Source organism: Bacillus sp. AR2-1 (assembly GCF_008368755.1).
In the GTDB taxonomy this organism is placed as follows: domain Bacteria; phylum Bacillota; class Bacilli; order Bacillales; family Bacillaceae_G; genus Bacillus_A; species Bacillus_A wiedmannii.
Genome location: NZ_QORY01000032.1, coordinates 82,137 through 102,964, shown reverse-complemented (window position 1 = coordinate 102,964; position 20,828 = coordinate 82,137). Strand labels below are relative to the sequence as shown.

The 20,828-nt window shown below is 31.0% G+C and carries 19 protein-coding genes, 1 tRNA gene and 2 pseudogenes; 5 read left to right on the top strand and 17 right to left on the bottom strand.

Going from position 1 to position 20,828, the window contains the following annotated elements; genetic code table 11:
• Positions 1-261: 261 nt before the first annotated feature.
• The 5 genes from DT250_RS28475 to DT250_RS28450 form a co-directional block, all read right to left on the bottom strand.
• Positions 262-543, bottom strand: coding sequence for a hypothetical protein (locus DT250_RS28475; protein ID WP_179952870.1), 282 nt, complete (start codon positions 541-543; stop codon positions 262-264).
• 64 nt (positions 544-607) lie between these two features.
• Positions 608-681: transfer RNA gene (locus tag DT250_RS28470), tRNA-Ile, on the bottom strand.
• A 235-nt stretch (positions 682-916) separates the two neighbouring features.
• Positions 917-1,903 (bottom strand): type II toxin-antitoxin system antitoxin SocA domain-containing protein, encoded by a 987-nt coding sequence (locus DT250_RS28465; protein ID WP_149214121.1) that lies wholly within the window; start codon positions 1,901-1,903, stop codon positions 917-919.
• 40 nt (positions 1,904-1,943) lie between these two features.
• On the bottom strand, positions 1,944-2,375 hold the full coding sequence (locus DT250_RS28460; RefSeq protein WP_176535829.1) for a hypothetical protein: 432 nt from the start codon (positions 2,373-2,375) through the stop codon (positions 1,944-1,946).
• A 971-nt stretch (positions 2,376-3,346) separates the two neighbouring features.
• Positions 3,347-3,814, bottom strand: a complete 468-nt coding sequence (locus tag DT250_RS28450) for a GNAT family N-acetyltransferase (RefSeq protein WP_149214120.1) — start codon at positions 3,812-3,814, stop codon at positions 3,347-3,349.
• Between the two features lie 183 nt (positions 3,815-3,997).
• On the opposite strand from DT250_RS28450, the pseudogene DT250_RS32445 reads away from it, so the two are divergent.
• A pseudogene (locus tag DT250_RS32445) lies at positions 3,998-4,178 on the top strand (ABC transporter substrate-binding protein); the annotation flags it as partial.
• Positions 4,179-4,680: 502 nt separating this feature from the next.
• On the opposite strand, the gene DT250_RS28440 reads toward DT250_RS32445, so the two are convergent.
• From DT250_RS28440 to DT250_RS28415, 6 genes are all read right to left on the bottom strand, one after another.
• Entirely contained in the window at positions 4,681-6,363 is a 1,683-nt protein-coding gene (locus DT250_RS28440; RefSeq protein WP_149214119.1) for a DNA/RNA helicase domain-containing protein, read from the bottom strand.
• Between the two features lie 147 nt (positions 6,364-6,510).
• On the bottom strand, positions 6,511-6,840 hold the full coding sequence (locus DT250_RS28435; RefSeq protein WP_149214118.1) for a nucleotide pyrophosphohydrolase: 330 nt from the start codon (positions 6,838-6,840) through the stop codon (positions 6,511-6,513).
• Positions 6,841-6,908: 68 nt separating this feature from the next.
• The gene (locus DT250_RS28430) at positions 6,909-7,271 is read right to left on the bottom strand and encodes a hypothetical protein (RefSeq protein WP_149214117.1); all 363 of its coding nucleotides are present in this window, start codon (positions 7,269-7,271) and stop codon (positions 6,909-6,911) included.
• A gap of 57 nt (positions 7,272-7,328) precedes the next feature.
• Entirely contained in the window at positions 7,329-8,252 is a 924-nt protein-coding gene (locus DT250_RS28425; RefSeq protein ID WP_149214116.1) for an HNH endonuclease, read from the bottom strand.
• Between the two features lie 607 nt (positions 8,253-8,859).
• Positions 8,860-9,606 carry a zeta toxin family protein gene (locus DT250_RS28420; protein WP_149214115.1) on the bottom strand — a complete coding sequence of 249 codons (747 nt, stop codon included), beginning with the start codon at positions 9,604-9,606 and terminating at the stop codon, positions 8,860-8,862.
• Positions 9,607-10,068: 462 nt separating this feature from the next.
• Positions 10,069-10,452 carry a (deoxy)nucleoside triphosphate pyrophosphohydrolase gene (locus DT250_RS28415; RefSeq protein WP_149214114.1) on the bottom strand — a complete coding sequence of 128 codons (384 nt, stop codon included), beginning with the start codon at positions 10,450-10,452 and terminating at the stop codon, positions 10,069-10,071.
• A gap of 122 nt (positions 10,453-10,574) precedes the next feature.
• Between DT250_RS28415 and DT250_RS32745 the strand changes: the two are divergent.
• Positions 10,575-10,799, top strand: a pseudogene (locus DT250_RS32745) (aminopeptidase P family N-terminal domain-containing protein); the annotation flags it as partial.
• A 302-nt stretch (positions 10,800-11,101) separates the two neighbouring features.
• On the top strand, positions 11,102-11,572 hold the full coding sequence (locus DT250_RS28405; RefSeq protein ID WP_087983702.1) for a hypothetical protein: 471 nt from the start codon (positions 11,102-11,104) through the stop codon (positions 11,570-11,572).
• A gap of 346 nt (positions 11,573-11,918) precedes the next feature.
• Here DT250_RS28405 and DT250_RS28400 read toward each other — a convergent pair whose 3' ends face one another.
• Both DT250_RS28400 and DT250_RS28395 read right to left on the bottom strand, forming a co-directional pair.
• Positions 11,919-12,212, bottom strand: coding sequence for an ArsR/SmtB family transcription factor (locus tag DT250_RS28400; RefSeq protein WP_087983701.1), 294 nt, complete (start codon positions 12,210-12,212; stop codon positions 11,919-11,921).
• A 1,027-nt stretch (positions 12,213-13,239) separates the two neighbouring features.
• Positions 13,240-14,337 carry an S-layer homology domain-containing protein gene (locus tag DT250_RS28395; protein WP_149214113.1) on the bottom strand — a complete coding sequence of 366 codons (1,098 nt, stop codon included), beginning with the start codon at positions 14,335-14,337 and terminating at the stop codon, positions 13,240-13,242.
• Between the two features lie 747 nt (positions 14,338-15,084).
• Between DT250_RS28395 and DT250_RS28390 the strand changes: the two genes are divergently transcribed.
• Positions 15,085-15,552 (top strand): hypothetical protein, encoded by a 468-nt coding sequence (locus DT250_RS28390; protein WP_149214112.1) that lies wholly within the window; start codon positions 15,085-15,087, stop codon positions 15,550-15,552.
• Positions 15,553-15,797: 245 nt separating this feature from the next.
• Here the strand turns inward: DT250_RS28390 and DT250_RS28385 are convergent, their stop codons facing one another.
• Together DT250_RS28385 and DT250_RS28380 are read right to left on the bottom strand one after the other, a co-directional pair.
• Complete coding sequence (locus tag DT250_RS28385; RefSeq protein ID WP_149214111.1) at positions 15,798-17,168, bottom strand: lytic polysaccharide monooxygenase; 1,371 nt, start codon at positions 17,166-17,168, stop codon at positions 15,798-15,800.
• Positions 17,169-17,333: 165 nt separating this feature from the next.
• Positions 17,334-17,621: a hypothetical protein gene (locus DT250_RS28380; RefSeq protein ID WP_149214110.1), complete on the bottom strand. Its 288-nt coding sequence runs from the start codon at positions 17,619-17,621 to the stop codon at positions 17,334-17,336.
• A gap of 484 nt (positions 17,622-18,105) precedes the next feature.
• On the opposite strand from DT250_RS28380, the gene DT250_RS28375 reads away from it, so the two are divergent.
• On the top strand, positions 18,106-18,519 hold the full coding sequence (locus DT250_RS28375; protein ID WP_087995131.1) for a hypothetical protein: 414 nt from the start codon (positions 18,106-18,108) through the stop codon (positions 18,517-18,519).
• Between the two features lie 75 nt (positions 18,520-18,594).
• Here DT250_RS28375 and DT250_RS28370 read toward each other — a convergent pair whose 3' ends face one another.
• The gene (locus tag DT250_RS28370; RefSeq protein ID WP_001167047.1) at positions 18,595-18,810 is read right to left on the bottom strand and encodes an alpha/beta-type small acid-soluble spore protein; all 216 of its coding nucleotides are present in this window, start codon (positions 18,808-18,810) and stop codon (positions 18,595-18,597) included.
• A gap of 165 nt (positions 18,811-18,975) precedes the next feature.
• Positions 18,976-20,733 (bottom strand): methyl-accepting chemotaxis protein, encoded by a 1,758-nt coding sequence (locus DT250_RS28365; RefSeq protein WP_149214109.1) that lies wholly within the window; start codon positions 20,731-20,733, stop codon positions 18,976-18,978.
• Positions 20,734-20,828: the final 95 nt, after the last annotated feature.

Below are 20,828 nucleotides of genomic sequence, written 5' to 3'. Positions count from 1 at the left end.
TGAAAAATGAGAAGATGTTTTCATATTCCTTTAATATGTTTTCTTTTAGTTCTATCCTAATTTTCGTTTTATATTTTCCTAAGGTAAATAAATCAAATATTTTGAAATAGAAATGTGTAAAATTTTTATACAACACAAAAGAAATTTATCTTTTAACCTTAGGAACTACAGGGATAGCCTAATCAATTAGAATCCACGAGGTTTCCGTACTTAGAAATCTCCCACTTAACGACCTTACAGCCTATAAGAATTGAAAGTAGTTTAATTCTCTAACATGGATTGTGGAACAACCTTTTTTCCCACTACTTTAAATTCAATTTCCCCTTTTTCTCCATATATTAGTTCTATAATTGGAATATTTACCATTAATTTTTCCTTCTTTTTTCTTTCTGTCTCTAAATCAATTATTTTCATGTCACAATCCCCTTTATTTATTATAAACAAGGAGAAAGCACTCATTTGAGTGCTTTCTCCTTGTTTATAAGTGGACCTTGTAGGACTCGAACCTACGACCGAACGGTTCTGTGCATCAATTATTTTCATGTCACAATCCCCTTTATTTATTATAAACAAGGAGAAAGCACTGTGCTTTCTCCTTGTTTATAAGTGGACCTTGTAGGACTCGAACCTACGACCGAACGGTTATGAGCCGTTTGCTCTAACCAGCTGAGCTAAAGGTCCAAAGCATAAAATGTACTTCAAAAGGCGTATTCACATATATCATTTTACCATATAATGTATCAATTCACTTTACTTTTTAGTTAATATGCATATTTACATCGTGTTAATAATGTTTATATTCTACACGCCTTATCCCTTTATAATTAGTACTATCTTTTAATACATTTACATAAGTGCAATTAACAGTAAAACAATTCATATATCAATCATATTAAAAATGATATAGTTACAACACTTAATTGTTTATTTTATCAAATACTCTTATGCTATATTGTCTAATATCAGAAATAGTTACTAAATTATATGCCTGTTTTATTGTGTTAAAGCAATTATTTATCTTTTCTTTTTCTAAGATAGGTTTACACAAATCATTATCTTCTAATTCTAGATCAGCTACTGCCCATGGTAAGTCAAATAGAATCATTTTCTCTAAACTCTTCCCACTATAACACCCTAAAGTATTAACTACACACTCTAATAGTTCCTTTTCTATTTGAGTTAACTGATTTGTACTATCATAATTAACTTCAAGATTGTCGTACTGATATCCTTTGTATTTATCAAAAATAACTCGATATACCGGGCCGTGACTTCCTACTTCACAATCATCTTCAAATAAATATGTTCCAGTAAACACCCTACAAAATCCTTGCGAGTAGTATAAAAGCTTTTGAAGAGCTAAAGGAGTAACATCATCATTTTTATATAACAAATAGTTAGCAACTTCCTCGATTTTTGTAGAAGTAAAATCCTCATTTTCTTGTAGCTTTGCAATTGCTTCTTTAGAGACCCTATATGCTTTTGGAGTAATTAAGTCTTTATTTCTTTCCAAAGTATCTAGCATAAAAGATTGATCCCTACCTAATCTTTTCAATATATCCGAGTACTGCTTTGTCGGAATATCTCCATTTACATACCTTGTTAGGGTAACCTCCCCCCAACCTAAAAGCAAAGACAATGGACGTTTTCCAATCTTATATTTTTCTAAAATCTCTCTTATCTCAGAAATAGTAACTAACTGTTCCTGTTGTCTATAGGCATGATCTAATTGTTCTAAATTATAATCATGAATGTTAGGAACAAATATTTCAGATTTACACTCCTCGCAATTTGCTTCTTTACCTACGTAATGATATTGCTTCCCTCTAATGACTGTCACTTTTGGAACATCTTTAGTAGAATACTTTACCATATCACGACAAAACTCACATAAAACCATCATAAAAATCCTCCCTTATTCTAAAACCATTAGTCACTTATCTTTACCTAAAAAGATAAGTGACTGGTTTATTCCTTTTATGAAAGGAAACAATAATCATGTATTTGTTCCTATCCTTATTTTCAATCAGATTCGTCTTAATATATATGTCTACCGACTTCTTTTGTCCCCAATCATCTAGCTCATATTGTGGACAAAAGATATACAATTTTTCATGAGCAAAATTTGGATTTTTATTATCAACCGCATAACAAAAATCACGCACTCCTATATTAAGAAGAATCTCTTTCACTTTACTAGCGTTAATCTTATTTGCCTCTAAAAATTCACTATTCTCTTTCCTTTTTTCATTTCGAGAAACCGTAAATCGATTATTTTTAATTAACTTTTTAAACTCTAATATGTACTGCTCAATCTCCCCGATTGTAAAATTAGTGTGCTTTTTTGTCTCCCTATTTTGAAAGCTAATATGCATTAAAATTCTTTCCCCTTTCAAATCGTACCTCATATTCACTAGAATTACAACAAAAAAACGTATCAATTGATACGTTTTTTAAGAGAACCCACGTAAACTTCTATTTATCCTTCTAATAATGAGTACGTTTATGTCGTCTACGAAACATCTTTATAATTATTTTTACTGTGACTCGCAAATCAATTATGTATCTATTTTAAAATCACAGTTTCAAGTATCCATGTATACATTTAACGTTAAAAAACTACATATCCCTCCAATTTCCCTGATAAACAAATTAATTACTCATATATATTCTCCCCCTTTATAAACTTCTTATTTTAATCTATCGTTTTATACAGAAATATATATTTATACCTGTTTAAACCTAAACAAAAAAGGCCTCCTCAAGTCGATTAATTGTGCATAGCAAAATAAGCTAAATACACTAATCGGCTCAAAGAAGCCCTTTCAAAATTAAAGTAAGAAAAACACTTACTTCTACAACTCAACCACAACACTTAAGGTGTGGGAATAAACGGAATCAAATAAACTAACAATATACCTATATATTACAAAATACATAGGTTTATATCAAGATATTTTAAATCTATTTCCAAATGATGATTTTTAACGTATTCCCCGAAAGAATTCTCCTTCCTCAAGCTTGTGAAGGACTTAGCCCAACGATAGGTGGGAGATGAATTTCGGTTTGGCATAGCCAAAAACTTTTTGATAAGCTAGCTATATGAAGTTCTTTGATAACTTGATATAGAAGGTTGTAGGAAGAAAATAGAGTGCGAAAGCGAAGCCATTCGGTTCCTGCGTAAAATATCAACCGTACCAAAAGAGCGTCCATACGTTGGACATCTAGGGGTGGAACACCCCGAAGTAACGCTCAGGGAGACGAAAGGTTACTTTCGTCGCGGAACTGAGAAGCTCCCACTTCAAGCTTTGCTAAGTGGTGAGTAGTTCACACTTCATTATATAGTTTAACTATTTGATAAAAGAAAAAATTCTTTTTCAAATCCTGTATTCTCCCAAAAATCCAATGCTAATTTATTATCTAAGTCTACATAGACATGAATCAGAGAGACATTTTCTTGATTCAACCAATTTCTCAAATTTCCGACTAAACTTTGCGCAATTTGCTGTCTCCTATATTCTAATTTTACATAAACTTCCTCTATTTGACCATATAACATATCTGTAACAAGATCTTGTTTTATTGATCCAATTCCATAACCAATTAGATTATTACTTTCATCAGTTACTACAAAAACTGCACCATATCTGGATTGAATCAGTTCCACTAATTGCTCTTCAATTCCTTTTTTATCTCTTTCCTCTAATTTACAATCTGCAGTTTCTATAGCATTTTGATTCCATAATTCTATTATTTCTTTAATACACTCTCGATTACCTATTTTTCCATCTAGTTTTTGGATACTAATTTTCATTTAAAACCCTCCTTTTTTCGTAATAGTCTAATAAATTTCCCATGCGTTTTTACTCCCTTAAAATTATATATTATACCATTTAATACCAATTATAAACAAAAAAGGTTTCCTGCCATGTACTAGGAAACCCTTTACGTGTTATTAACCTAAAAATCTAAAATTCTAACAATCTGACGGACTTTATTAAATAAGAATCTTGAAAAAGGACTGATAGAATCCTCTATTATAATTCCCTTATACTATGATACACGTCAAATTCCTTTTTCATCAAATTTAACGGAATATTAAGATTAAATATTTTGGGTATGTGGATTTTTCTCAACTTTGGATAAGACCTTTAATTCAAAATTCACAAGAAACCTAATCTACTTGTAATCATTATCACCCTATTTAATTTCCCTAATGCCAAAGGGATGTTTTTTAGGAATACCGATACAGCACTATCAGGTCAATTAAACTGGTATCCTAGCGTCAACAAATTAAGAAATAAATAACATTATCTTCATTTTTCCAATATTTTGAAGGACTCACAAAACAAAATGATCATCTCCCCACAGTTATCTATGAGAAGTTAGCCCGTTTTTTGTTTTGGGAAACCACCAATTTATCAGTAGTCATATCTAGAAACGCAAAAAAAATCCATTTAGATGATCTAAATGGACTTTTTTACTTATATAACACTATTTAAAGTTAAACAAATACGTTTGAATAAATATAGACCTCAAGTTTCTTAGTTAGGCTTTTTAAATGCCTTCTAATTGACAGGGATTACTGCATTAAGTTGACACTCTCCCCTAAAGGGGCCAGCTGACTAAAGTCTTGTGTAGTCTTTCCCATATTGTAAATTCTGTAACCTCTTTTCATAATTATTGACTTACTTTTACTATTTCTTTTAAATATCTTTGCATATTTTGATTTACTGCATAGACATAACATCCATTTATCCCTCTTGATAATAATACGTAATAAATACGTTTAATATAGGATGTTAACTCTTCATTATTTAAATCCGTTCCCTTAATCGGAAGGCCGTTTCGATCTTTATACTCTTTTGGATTGACGATGATTTTTGCTTTATTCAAATCATAGTCTCTATTTTCTTCACCTGTGTAATAACAATCAATTTCTGCTCCTAAGATCACTCCAACATAATTTAAATCAGCACCTTGAGTAGTATGAATACACCCTATTTCCTCTACACTGTTTTTAAAATTAATCCAATCTTTTACCTTTGAGTTCCATATAAATGTATTACCTGTAACAGGATCTTTTATATCATATAGATTCTTATCCTTTTGTGTAGCCCATTTCCAAGAATAGCCTGCGACTACACGACATAATTCATATTCTTTATTTAAAGATTTGATAGAATCATTTAATTCTGTAATAGAGTCCATTACTTTAAAGTCATAACCCTGTAATAATCCTTCCTCATAAACACCTACATTATTTGCTATTTGTAGATATTTACGCAGCCATGCTAGATATTGCTCTCCAGATTTTAAACGGAATTGTTTATGTAAGGGATGCCTCTTATAATTCGCTGTCAACCGTTGGAATGCATCTGTATCTATATCTGCAGGTCGAATTGTTTGGTATGGATCATAAACCACAGTTAAGTGATACGCAAATGTTTCTATTAACTCCAACTCAGTTGTATAACCATTATCAGTGACTAAATGTTTTAAATCACGTGCTTGTTTACCAAAATATTGTTTCAGACGATGCGCTTCGTCCACAAAAACATATTTATATTTTTTGTCCCTACTTTTTGCTTGCTTAATAAATTGTGAAGGTGACAGTACTGTAATACTTTGTAGACCTAGTTTGTTCATTAAGCCCTTATATAAATTTAATGAATGATTTTGCGGAACAACAAGTGCTATATCTTCAAAATTTAATCCCTCTCGCGCTTTACCAGTTTCATTGTCATAGGCAAGCGCATATAAGATGTTTGTTAATACAATTGTTTTGCCGGTACCCGGGTCCCCTGTAATCAAATGTCTACTATTTGATGTGCTAATCATTGTATTAAAAATGTCTTTACAGACTTCAATTTGATTAGCCGATAGCTCTTTAAATGGTGAATATTTATAAATAAATTTATTATGTATCTCACCTAACTTCTCACTAGCTACCCCTTCTTCAATTAACTGATTCCAAATTCCCTTAAACATACTCTGAACATTTTCAATCCCGTTATAAGAATGAATCTTTTGGCCCCTTACTTTATTCAGTAAATTAAATTTATCATCTGCAGATAAATATTCAATTAACAATGTTTCAATATGCTTAATTGAACTTTCATTAAATAATTCGCTTTTTATTACAATAACTTCATTGAATGTTTTACTTTCATCACATAAATGTGCAACGAAACGCTCATATATATCTGTGGACTTACCTACATATAAATTTTTCTTATCTCGTTGAATATAGACTACTGGTACTGTATCAATTTCAAAATCTTTCGTACAGCCTTTCTCAAAATCTTTTCGCTTCTTCTGAATTATTTCAAATGAAGATAATTTTGCTGCAACTGATATCAATTAAATGCCCCCAATTTTTAAGTTAAAGAATATTTGAGAGTAATGAATATTGTCTACTATTTAAATCTAATACACACATAATACTCAAAATCCCATCCCTCTTCTTTTACATATTTTTTTCAAAAAAACTGTAAAACAATAATCGTTTTACAGTTCATTATATTTTTTATTTTTCCCAAATGCCTTTTCTACTGGATATTTCTCTGCGTTCTTGAGTAACTTAGCATGTACTGCCTCTTCTAAATCAATATTTAAATTATCACTTAACATCAACAAATAAATCATTACATCAGCAATTTCTTCTTTCATTTCCTGCATTTTAGTTTCTGTTGCTTCTTCACTAGACTTCCATTGAAAAGTCTCAAGTAATTCTGCTGCCTCTAAATTTAATGAAATTGCTAGATCCTTTGCATTATGAAACTGACCCCAATTTCTCTCATCTCGAAATTTTATTACTGCCTTTTGTAAATCTTGCATCACTATTAATCTCCTCTCTTTTTCATACTACCTTTTCAAAATACCAAGCACTATATATAGAACCTTAACTAATCCACCTTAATCCAGATATAATCGTCTTCATATTTAACGTTTAATTTTAATCGGATTCCCTTCATATATTCCTCTAGTTGCTTTGAAAGGCTCTCATCACCGACTTGCTCATATCTATCTACATCTAAATATAATTTAAATACACTTCCATTCGTTAACTCAAATTCCCACTTTAGAAAGTTATGTAACATACTTTCCCTACTCATGTATTCATTTGCTTCCATATATTCAAGTAGCTCATGTAAATTATAATATACTAAGCTACTTGGCCTGAGTTCATGACATTTTGGACAATATTCTCTATACCTATCTTGCAATTGCATAATCATTTCTGTACCACATTGATTACAGTTATACATGTAGCAATCTCCTTCAATTCTCTTATGTTCTTCATACACTTGAGATGATAAATTCTACTATTTTATTTTAAAAATGTTCTTCTTATGCCACTTAAAGTATAATTTATTTTCTGAGTGAATTTCTATCTTAGCTTTGGGGGTTAATCCAAATGTTAAATAATCTGTTTCTACTATCAATGGAGAAATATGCAGTCGGCCTTGTCCATCAAATGTAATAAACCCTTTATCATACAAGGCATCATGATTACAGCAAAGTAACACACCATTATAAGAATTTAATCGTTCCATACTTGTGCTATCTTTCCATGGCTTTGAATGACTCGCTCTTAACAACTCTGGCAAATTTATTCCACATAATGCACATTTTCCGTTCCATAATTCCATTAATGCTTTCCTGAATTTTTGCTGTCCAATTCGAATTGTAGCTTTTACCTCTGATTCCGTTTCAGATATCACAGGGATTAATGTGTTATTATCAGTCCTTCTTACCTCATCAACTGATAATTCTAATTGCTCATTTTTCTTCTCATAAATATTTAAATCACTAATTAGTTCAATTAATTTAAGGGCTAATTCTTCATTACATGGATATAAATATCCTTGATTTCCTTTCGCATCTGATTGAAAAGGTGAATATTTAATTGGCAACAGCTGCGATATCTCCTCAAATTTCTCACGTATGTTAATTGGCTTTTCTAACTCATGATATTTTAAAGATACCAAATAGCCCTCATCATTCCATTGATCATGGCTTTTCATAATCGATGGTTTATTCGATTCCTTACAATCTTCTTCAGCGATACTAATTGCTACAATATTCCCTTTTACATAATGAAAGATTCGATCTCCCTCTTTTACATCCATCATTCTTTTCCATGAATGTGGTACATTACCGCCTCTATCCTTTTTAGGTGACCAAATAATTTCTAATTCTTTTTCCTCTTGATACGTATGTCCTTGCATAACAATAAAATGATTCATATATTCTCTCCTAAAGCGTTTATTTACTACGCTGTATTCTAATTAATATAATACTAAAAAAACTCTTCTATGATTAGCAAATAGCCTGCTTAAATGTATATTACTCATCTATCATACATTTCTTAATTTATAAGATTTTTTCTACTGTTACACTTCATAATTTAAATCCCCTACACAATGGTGTTAATATGTATCACAGAAATATCTACGAAAGTAGCACATACGCTATTATTAAATCACGTGATATAAGTTCTATTTTAATCCTATACTATTCACTCCTGTAACCACTATAAAACTTTGTAAATCCTTTTACTCAAAAATTGAGATTTTTAACTAAATACTCACTTATGAAAGCAAAAGAGTTGACCTAAAAGGTCAACTCTTTTGTTGCAAATTCTTTATTTCTCTTCTTCCTTTTTTTCCAATTCCCGTTCATTTTTAGCGATTAAATCATGAAAATGCTCTTCTTTGTTTTCTTCTATATACTTCATAAGTTCTTTAAATTCCATTCATATCGCCTCCTATACTCATTATATCATAAGCTGTCAGGAGAATATAGAATTTAAATCTTATTATTCTTTTATAAAACTTTTTAGATGTAAATCCTCTAAAAAACAAGAGCTGATTTTTCGTAAAATTGATTATTTCGAGGTTCATCAACAATAATTTCTTTTGCCTGTTTTGATTCTTTAAAGGCAAAAATTTCTGGTTGCTGACCTGTATTATCATATAAGGTATAACAATCTATCAAATCTTTAATTTTACAAAATGTAATTGCTACTTTCATATGGCTTTCTTCAATAATATATTCCGGAACCAATCTTCCTGTTAGTTTAAAACGTATGTTTGATCGTTCTAAAGCAACCTTTATTGGAACATCCACAATGATTGCGTTAATACTAAATTCAGCTTGTCTTAATTGTTGAATCAATTTTTTATATTTCTCTACATTTTTCATTGTACCATCATACATAAAGCTTATTCTTCTCTTTATACAGATTTTTAAAAGTTTCATGGTAATATCACTACTTTCATCATGAACCAAAAAAGCTGCTTTTTTTATTAATTCTGTATCCCCAGTTCCCATTAATTGTTGATATTCTGGTATTTTTTCTTTGACCTTATCAGAATCTATCCAAATCAAATGTTTCTTCTTAAGTCTATACCCCTTACTCACTAACTCTCCTATTGAGCTTTTTCCAGCAGCAGAACCACCACCAAGTAATATGGCTTCCGGTTCTTTTTCTTGCTGTGAATATTTATTTAAAAATGATTCAATAATCTCATTATGTAGAGCCTCACGTTCTATTACATACTCCCCATTAATTACGTATCTTTCTTGAGTTGTTCTCAATTGACCTTCTCCCCTTCTATAAATAAATATTAGGTTCTCTTCAAAGTTAGAGAATTTAGTTTCCTATGTACTTATACCTTTTCTCTCTTGTCTCTACTTAAGATCATTCTTACTGTGATTTCATATAGCTCTTTTAGTTAGATGCTATATGTATTAATTCGTCATTACACATTCTTTCTAAACAACCATATTTCTCTTTAACTTAATACCTACTTTATATATCCACTTAAACAAATAAAAAAGGACTCCTTTAAGTCGATTAATTGTGCATAGCAAAATAAGCTATATACACTAATCGGCTCAAAGAAGCCCTTTCAAAATTGAAACAAGAACACAACTTGCTTCTACAACTCAACCACAACACATAAGGTGTGGGAATAAACGGAATCAAATAAACTAACAATATAATTATATATTACATAATAAAATTATAATTCTCAAGAGTATTTCATTCAAACATTCCTACAGTGCTTCTACAGTAGGAATATCAGCTGGTGCCCACTTTAAATGCTTTAAATCTTTAATACTCATCCATTTTAGCTCTGCATGCTCAAGAGCTTTAGGTTCACCTGCCATGATACTTGCTTTATATGTAGTAAGATGAACAACAATAGTTTCATACTCGTACTCGATCTCCTCCACCTTCTCATCTACAACAATTTTACACCCAAGCTCCTCTTTAATCTCACGAATTAATGCAACTTGTGGCTTTTCTCCCTTGTTTATCTTACCACCCGGAAATTCCCAATAGTTCGGTAACGTCATTTTAGGAGAACGTAATGCACATAAAACTTCATTATTTTCATTAACAATTACCGCACCAACAACTGATATTTTTCTCTTCATACTTACTCACTTCCTTATACAGATTAATTAATACTTACTATCTTATATTAATTCATTTTTTAACACCAAATTTTCCGTCTAATTGATGATTAAACTATCAACTATAAAATCGCTTAAAAACGTTACGAAAAAATATGAAACAAAACAATTTCAATTCTTACATCCTCTCTTCAAAAGGGGATATTTTGTATTTCACAAATATTAAGTATAGCCCTGAGGAGCGACCATTTTTTATTATTGTATCGCAAAGTGATCTTTCCATTTTCATTGTACCTAAATTAGAAGTAAAAACGTATTTTCTATTTTTTCTTATAGAATTCATTTACTCTCTTTTCTACATAATGTGAACTGACTGATCTTTTAATTTTAAAAATCAAGCTTTACTTCCGTAAGGCATAAGAAAAATTATTATTTTAGTAATATATCTATTTTTTGTAAGTCACCTATTTAGATACAAATTTTTAACAGTTCCCCTTCACTTTCTTATTTATAATTAAACCGTTTTCATCAAATTAATTATATATAGATAATAAATCCCTTCAAAAAATTTCTTTCTTTTTATAAAAACTTATATACTTCATTTACCTTTCATGCTAATATACAAATATCGCAATTTTATTATTAACAATTTATAACAGGAGATGAAAAGATGAAAGGACTTGAATTTTCGACTAGCTTATTATTCTTTTGGATAAAAGGTAGAGTAGACGTTGATAATAGGTTTATAAAAACTAATTTATCAAACACATTATTAGGATTTATTCCTGCTGGTAAAGACCAACAAAACATTCCTCTAAAAAATATTTCTGGAGCTATGTTATCTACCAAGTATTTTTTCAAACCAATTATTTTAGGAATTCTAATCTTCTTATTTGGATTAGGTACCTTAAGTGATAGTTTTATTGGTGGGTTAATTTTTCTACTAATAGGTATTGGAATTGCAGGTAGTGGCATTCAAACAATATTAAGAATTGAAAAAGCAGGAACACCTTATCATATTAGTGTCCCATTCTTTGAAAAAGAAAAAATGCAATTATTAAATGATATTATACACAACGCTTTAGCAGATGACACAGACAAAACAGATTTAAATTTATTCTTCGATAAAAAATCACAGTAAATATTATTATATTTAAAATAAAACCTTATAATAGAATTATATTAATTAATTCTATTATAAGGTTTTTGATTTTATCTAACTAACAACTTTTTCTCATATGAATAGCATGTACTTGCTCATAATACAAAACGTTTTTTATACGTAACAGTATATAAAAGCTGACACTTTATGTATGTTGAACAATCGCTTCCTGCCATCCCTTGTTCGAAGCCAATTCATCTCCCACCTACTCACTGAGCAGTGCCCCTTCACACTCCTTGACTAAAATGATAAATGTGGACAATTTGTTAAACATACAAGAAAAGTTTCCTGCTTTATGACAGGAAACTTTTCACATACTATTTATCTAAAAACCTAAGATTCCTACAATCTGACGAGCTTTAGCATTATCTATATAATAATGCATCTCTAATCCCTTTCTTTCTGCACGAAGTACGGTTCCCCTTAATTTTGATAGATGCTGTGAAACAGTAGATTGTGGGAGTTTTAATATTTCCGTTAACTGCGTAACATTACATATTTTATGATGCATTAATTCACTTACAATTTGTAATCGTACCGGATGTGCCATTACTTTTAAAACATCTACGTCTTCTTCGCGGATTTCAGCTAGATCTCTATCAGTTACTACTGTTTTCATTACGCATTCTCCTTTATTATTAATTTCTATTTTTCTTATTATCCTTATAAATAGTACTTATAGATGATTACGATTTGTCCTGTTGAGAAAATTTATTCTCTTCTTAAAGCAAAAAGGAAACCTATCCTGAAAACAGTTTTTCACATAACTTTGATCTATGTTTAACACGCTTTGCTAAGCAAAAGTGCTTCTCCTATCCTTTGTTTAAAGCAAATAAAGAATTCTGCTTTTGCCTTCACGTCCTGAAAAATTGATAAGCAATATCCCCCATCTCACACTCTACAAAATAATCATTTTATTTCTCAACAAAGATACCTGGAATTTAAATACCAAAAATGGTAATATGAAGTCACCTTCAGTTGTCAATTGTGTCCCTTTTTGAAAGGCCCTGTCTATAATGACAAGGCCTTTTAAATTTCCCTAACCTAAAATATCCTTTTTATTTCGTTTTTTAGTTAACCCAAATAATACGAACGAATATAGTACGTTTTATCACTTTTACTTCGCCCAATTATCTTATACCTAATTTTAAATGTATAATCCCAAAATAATTATTAGAAACCCCTTTATTTTTCTATAAAATTGGGCTTACGAATGCTAATTTAACCCCATTTAAATCTCTCTTATAGTAAAAATTGACCTTATACACAATCTAATTAATAAACTGTGATATAACGGGAATAGAAATTAAGTTTATTTTTAAATAAAAAGAAGAGTTAACTTTTGATTAACTCTTCTTTTTTGCAATTTCCCGCTCGTTAATAACAATTAATTTACGAAAATACTCTTCCCTATTTTCTTTTATAAACTTCATCATTGCTATTAGCTTTACTCAAATTAGCTCCTAGAAGTTACATTTTTCATACAATACTGATTCATAACAGGGTTATATGAATCAACTCTACGTTTTTTCATAATTTATTAAAAATCTACGCTACATAGTGAATGTTTGTTTCTATCCAATTACTTGCTTCTTTAATCAAAATACTAACTTCTTCTATCAGTTTAAACTCTTGGAAAATCTTAATTATTCACCAATATAAATGTACCAGCCCTTATAATTAGCCGTTTGTCCCATTTTTATTTTATGTCGGCCTTTATCAAAGGCATATTCTACATTTACATTTTTGACCAATCGATCAATCTCTTTGTCTAGATTTAAATCAGGGTATATCATAGTAACCCATCTTTTCGTCAACTCAATAGATGGGTTATAATTTTCGAAGCTAATAGTAAAATTATTACCGCCCTTTTCATCTATACTCAATGGTCCATACCAATCTTTATTTTCTTTTAACATTTTAGATGAAGCTAAATATAGTACAGCACTTGTCTCCCAATACTTTATATCTAGATTATATTTCTCATTTATCTCCTTAATGAGATTCTGCGCCTCTTTAGATATAGATTTACTATACACGGGAACAATATCCACTAACGATTTATTAAAAGTGAAATCATCTGTCACCATGGATCTCGGTATCCCCAACGGCATTACTTCAGGTTGTCCCGGCTTCTCTAACTTACGCATTGCATTATATAGAAACTGTGCATATTGCTCACGAGTTACTACTTTTTTAGGCTCAAATAAATTGTCACCTGTGCCCACAGCAATTTTGTTTTCTTGTAGGGCACTAATCGCCTCAGTAGCCCAATAATTTTTTTCCACATCATTAAAAGTAGTAATAGATTGTTGCTTTAAATTAAATGTTTTTTGTAAAATGGCCGCCAATTGTTCACGAGTTAATACATCATTTGGACCAAATTCATTATCCCCATATCCATTCATAAGACCAGAACTGACAACAGCATAAATTTCTTTTTCAAACATAGTACCTTTTACATCTTTAAATTGATCTTCAAACCTATCACCTACAAGTAATGGCTGTAGATACACATATAGCAGACGAGCTGCTTGTCCCCGCGTAATATTATCGCCTAATCCAAACATTCCATTTCCATACCCAGCTATCATTTTTTTATCTTTTAGATGCATAATTGCATCATAAGACCAGTGATTTGCAGGAACATCTTTAAATGTTGTGTCTGCTTGTACATTCGTTAAAGATGTTAATGTCGTCGTAGCAAGTGTAGCTCCTATTAAAAGCATTTTTGTTAGTTTCATACTGTAATCCCCTTATTTCTAAAATTTATTATTACAAATAATTTTAATCAGCTTATATTATCTCTTCCTAATATATATTAACATAAAATGTAATAATAATTATATATTAATATATAATTATTATTACACTCGTACATGAATAACCTCTGTTCTACTCTTGGAATACTTCAAAAAAGATTCCATTGAGTATGTATGTAAAAGATTTGTTAATAGCAAATAAAGCAGAATTTACTATCAAAATTATTAAATATTTAATAGCATTAAGGCATTACATGAATCACAAAATACTTAAACTTTTTAACTAACTAAAATTATATAGACCAAAAAGAACCCCGTGATAAGAAAAACTATTCAAAGTGGGAATCTGCAACTTTTGTATAAAACATTTTATTTAATGCCTTTATTTCTCGATAATAGGTATATCAAAGTTATTGTCTCTTGTTAGTAGCTTCCAATATTATGTATAATGAAATTATCATTTTACCAATAAACGGTAATGAAGAGGTGATACATGTAAATAAACCAAACGTATCATCGAGATATTAAAGGATCTATTCAATGTACATGAAGATACATATGTAGGATTTAAGATCATCGAATTTTATGTACAGATTGAATTCCTACAAGATGGAAGATTGGTAGCAAATGTACTCAAGAAAAAAGAGCATTCAATTTGCTTAATGTTATAAAACTACTTGATGTGACATCTGTTGAATGAATTAAAAACATACTCAGGGGGAATTTCAAATGAAAACATTTAGTAAAGTATTATTAGCGGGAACATTGGCTCTTGGCAGTTTAGCAGCAATGAATGTGGAAACACCGAAAGCTCATGCTGATGGAGCGAGCGAATATTGTCGTTACATTTGTGGTCCTAAAGAAACATTAAATAATTTTACAATTCAACTTTCAGATACGAAATACAGACTGGGACAAAATATCATTCTACGAGCAACAAATGATAATGCATATGATGTACATTACACAGCATCTTTTGAAAAACAATACAATACTGGTTGGGGTTATTATGACGCTGATTTTCACTTTGGTTCATTATTACCAGCTGGAACAAATGTATATGAAGATTTTGATGCTGAGACTGGCAATGGTGGAGCAATTTCTGAACCAGGAACATATCGCATGAAAATTGAAGTAACACATGCAGATGGACGCGTTGATACAATGTACACAGCGCCAATTACATTAGCAAATTAAATAATAAGGTTGCTTCATATCTTATTGTTTTTATTATCTATTAAATATTTATTCAAAGTACCTAATCTTTTTATTCGTATTAGGTACTTTGAATAATAGTTTTATTAATAGGTTGCGTTCCCTATTAATAGGTATTGAAGATGCAGAAATTGATATTCAAACAATATTAAGGGTTAAAAAATAGGAATACCTTCTCTTATAATTGTCCATTATTTAAACACTAAAGGGATTCACTATTTACAGCATTAGTTTACTTCTTTCCATAATGACAATGCAAAAATCCAATTTGGATCTCCATTCCCTTGATAACTCTGAATTGCCTCATACACCTTATTCTCATGAACTACTCTATCTCCTGCTTTATACGCTTTACGCGCACCCCATTGTTCATAAGAGTTTTCTTGTCCTTTTGTTATAACTGTGATGGCATCACTTTTCATTGATTCATTACCTGATGTATCGACAGCAGATACAACATACTTATATGCTGTATTCGCTTGCAAATCTTTGTCCATAAATGAAGTTGTATTAGCAGTACCTATTTCTTTCATGGTCCCTCCAACTTCTCTGTATACAATATAATGGCTCACATCTACATTATCCTCCGATGAACCCCACATTAAATCAATACTACTCGTAGTGGTTCCCATACTGTGTAATCCTTTAGGCTGGGTCGGTGCTTCTGTATCTGGTTTTTCCTCTGTTGTTTTAATAACTAGTGCTTCACTTTCCTCAGATATATTCCCTGCAGCATCTACTGCTCTTACTGTATACGTATATTCTGTGTTTGGGCTTAATTTTTTATCAATTATACTAGTACCGACTACAGTATTAATTAACTCCCCATTACGTAACACTTGATATTCTTTCACTCCTTCATTGTCTGTTGCAGGTTTCCAATTAAGTTCTACACTATTTGAAGTAGCTTTTATTACTTTTAATTCAGATGGCTGGGTTGGTGCCTCTTTATCTGGTTTTTCATCATTTATTAGATTCACATCAATCACGTTATAGAAAGCGTTTACAGTATCAGCTACATCCCAAACAGCTAAAATAACATGATACCCACTACGATCAGTTGGTACATTAATTTTATGTGATAAATTATTAGTTGCTTTAGAACCATCGTGTTTTACAGTACCAATTGACTCAAATTCTGCTCTTGTTAAAGGTTTATTTGGATCCCATCCCTTTTTCGTGATGTAGTAGTGCCATTGACTTGTTGAATGAGGAGCTGTGTATTTCCAAGTGAAGGTATTTTCTCCGCCCTTAATCGTATTCTTAAACCATCGATCAGCTGTTTGTTGATCAAGAGTCCCACCAAACAGGCCTCCTGCTGAAGCAATTTTCCCGTCTGCTGGTCCACCCTGTGGAAACCCTTTAGGAGCTTCTAAACTTTGCGGTTCATACATTATATTTCCACAATTAGAATTCAGCGCTCCATAATTTTGACTGCATAAAGCTGCACGGCTACCTGGCTTTTCAACAAACCCATGTGCATAGGCATTTTGAGGAATAAGAGTTGTACTCATAATTCCCACTGCTACTGCAGCAGCACTTAATCCTTTTTTATTTGTAGCCATTTTTCTAAACTGCCCTAGAATTTTTTTATTCATACTACTAGTCCCCTCCTATTGAATTTCTTGCTATATTAAGAGCATGGATGTAAGTGAAGGCTAAACACCTATAACTAAAATTAACAATTGAATACAAAATTTCATACTCAACTATTTATTTACCTCTATTACATTCGAATAACCCTATAGTTGAATTATCACATACTAATTTATTAAAATTTCACAGAAATTATGACAGTTATTGGACTTTTTCCTGTAACCCTCTTTTGTCTTAAAAGTTCTTCTTACTGTAATTTTAGAACAAAAAAACGTATTCTCTCTTACATTTACATACACAAATTTAAGAAATAAATAATTAAAAAGAAAAAATAAAAATACTACAACAAAGAATCTCCATTTGTTTCTTTTCGTAGGTTTTCCAGCATGTTGTATATAAGAAAGCAAGGCAATACCTGCCATAGTAAATAAAAAAATTTGATAATAATCAATCATATGTAATCCCCCTCCATACAAAAATAAGAAGCCTCTTTTTGAGAGACTTCTTATTTTTAATACAAACGACATACATAGGTTAAATATACACAATAAGATTAGGATGCTGAACCTTATTGCAGCTTTATTATAACATATAACCCCTTATTTTGTTTAATAATTCCAAATTAGACAACTTTATCAACAATTGAGTGTTTATTTACATATAATACACAATAAAAAACAACAAAATATTCACTTATAGAACCAACGGTATGTAAAAACCAGCTACCATCCCATTCATAGTTTTAAAAATTTGTCCTATCCTTCTTTTAACAATACTTTAAACTTCGGATAGATTACCGTATATCGACATCTTATGTATGCAAAATTACATATCAAATCTCATTGAAAATCATTCTCGTTGTAACTATAATGGTTTCAAGGGGTGATATTTTCACTTCCTTTTCAAATCTCACAATATATTAAAGGAGGAATTAGCATTATGAAAAAAGTTATTTTAGCAGGGGCATTAGGAATTGCAGTACTATCAGGTATGAATTTACCAGGAGCAGAGGCACCTAAAGCGAGTGCGGCAACTACAAATTTAGACATTCAAGAAGTTACAAAATATTACTCTATGAGTTCCTATGAAGTTTCTCAAAAAGAATCATTTAATCTTAATAAAGGGGAAGAACTTACGGTCTTTGTACAAAATTCCGGGTTCCCAATTTCTTATACAGTCTTTGATGCAGATGATCAAGTAATTGGCACATACAATGCTAATTCACCATACGGTCGCGTATTCAAAGCACAAAAAGACGGTAATATTTCTGTTCAATTTCAAGCAGGAGTAAATTCTTCTTACATGAAGAAGATGAATTTCACAGCCAAATTTGCAGTGTCTAAATTTAACTAGCAGTAAAAATTTTCACTATCCCCTTTAAAGACAAATTAAAAAGGTATATCCCTTCCATGGGATATACCTTTAACTTTAATGAATTTTATATTGACCAGATAACTGCTCTTGCGCCATACGAACTAAACGTTTTGTAATTTCTCCACCTACTGAACCATTAGCTCTTGCTGTTGAATCCGGTCCAAGTGTAACACCAAACTCCTGAGCAATTTCATATTTCATTTGTTCAATTGCACTTGCTGCAGCTGCTATTAAGATTTCGTTTGAATTATTATTTTCGCGAATTTGCATTTTTTAAACACCTCCGTTGAATTTGGTAATATCATGCTCTATTTCCAAAAAAATATGCAAAAATATTATTCGTTTAGCCATTTTTCATATTTACCTTAGCTTTCACTCTTTATATAGGAATAAATAAAGGCATAGGTCATACCTATACCTACCCCTTCTCCTATCCTACTTACTTTTGAATTCCCCTATTAACTCCTGTAACTCTTGGGAGAGCCAATTTAAAGAATTTGCCAACTCTGCAATGTCTTGTACATACAGTTCTTGCTCTTTCATACTTGTCTCTACATTACTACTGCTATTCACATATGTATTTGCAATGTGTGATAATTCATTTACAATCTGAACAATAGTTTGATTATCTTTTAAAATGTCACTTGAATTATTCGAAGCCACTTTAATTTGACTGGCAACAGATTGTGCTGATTCTGAAATCTTTTCAAAGAAAGCACCACTACTTTGGACAAGTGTTATTCCTGATTCTACTTCCTTTGAACTCTTCTGTATGGATCGTACAGCCTCATCTGCTTCAGCTTGGGTTTCATCAATTAATTTAGCTATATCCCTTGCAGATGCCTCGTTTTTTTCCGCTAATATACGTACCTCATCCGCAACAACTGAAAATCCTTTCCCCAACTCTCCAGCACATGAGGCTTCAGTATAAGCATTTACAGCTAATAGACTTGTTTGATTTGACATAGTTGTAATTACAGTAAGAATTTCACTAATTTCCTTAGATCGTGCTTCTAATGCATACATTCTAGAACATACATCTTGAACTGTATCTTGGATTCTTATCATTTGATTCACAATTCGCTTAATCAAATCTTTTCCTACTCCAGAATGCTGTTCCATTTCTTCCGAAGCATTCCTAACTTGTTTTGCAGCTCCTTTAATTTCTTTCATCTTACTTTCCATGTCTTGAACAATTCCTAAACATTTTTGCACTACATATTCATGAGAATGTGCTCCTAAATTTAATCCTGTAGTAGCACTTGCAATTTCTTTAAAGGCTATGCTATTCGCTTTTGTACTTACCGACAATTCCTGTGAGGATGTCGAAACTTGTTCAGCAGTCTGCCTTACTTTATCTATAATCCTATTAAACTTTTTAATAGTGTTATTAAAAAAGATATTAGTTATCCCTATATCATCAGACCTTTCATTCAATTTAATACTTAAATCCCCTTCACCAACTTTACGTAACCCTTCTTGTAAATCCTTTAAAGGCGATAGAGATTTTCGTGAGATGAATATTTGGATTGTAATTGCGATTGTTAATGAAATGATTATAAATAGTAAACCGTGCACTATAAATTCTTTCTTTGTAAGAGGAATAATAGAAGCGTCCAAATCCGCTGCAACAATTGCAATTATATTATTATTTTCATCTGTAATTGGCTCTAAAATTGTTACCCATGTACCTAGTACATCTTCATACACTTCAGTCATTTGTGCCTGTTTCGTTTTCATTACTTGGTCGTATGTCTTCTTCCAATGAGTAGGATGCTCATAATAGTCACCTGTTTTTACAGAACCTAGTTTTTCAGAAACCGTATCTGCTAATTCTGTATCCAAAGCTACTAATTGTAATTCAGCTTTATCATTTAGCTTTGCTCCTGTAACATATGTTTGTCCGACACTTTTCATATTTTTTATAGCTTTATCTAATTGCTCTGTCAATTTTTCTTTCTCCACTCTTTGTGCTGTCGGATCTTTTGCTACATCTCTTACTATTTCCAGATCTAATTGATTTATTAATGTATCTCCTGTTTCAAAAGACTGCCTTTCAAATATAAACATCATACTATTTTGAAACATGTTAAAACTTAACGCCCCCATACTTCCCACAAGCGTCAGAATTACTAATACTGTTAGTAATACATTTTTCTGAAGCAACGATAGCTTATGCCAATATTTTTTCATTGATTTCACCTTCCTTATTTTCAACAATACAAAAACAAATTAGTAACATATTAAAGAGTTATATTTCTTTTATTAACTTAAACATTAAAGTAGCA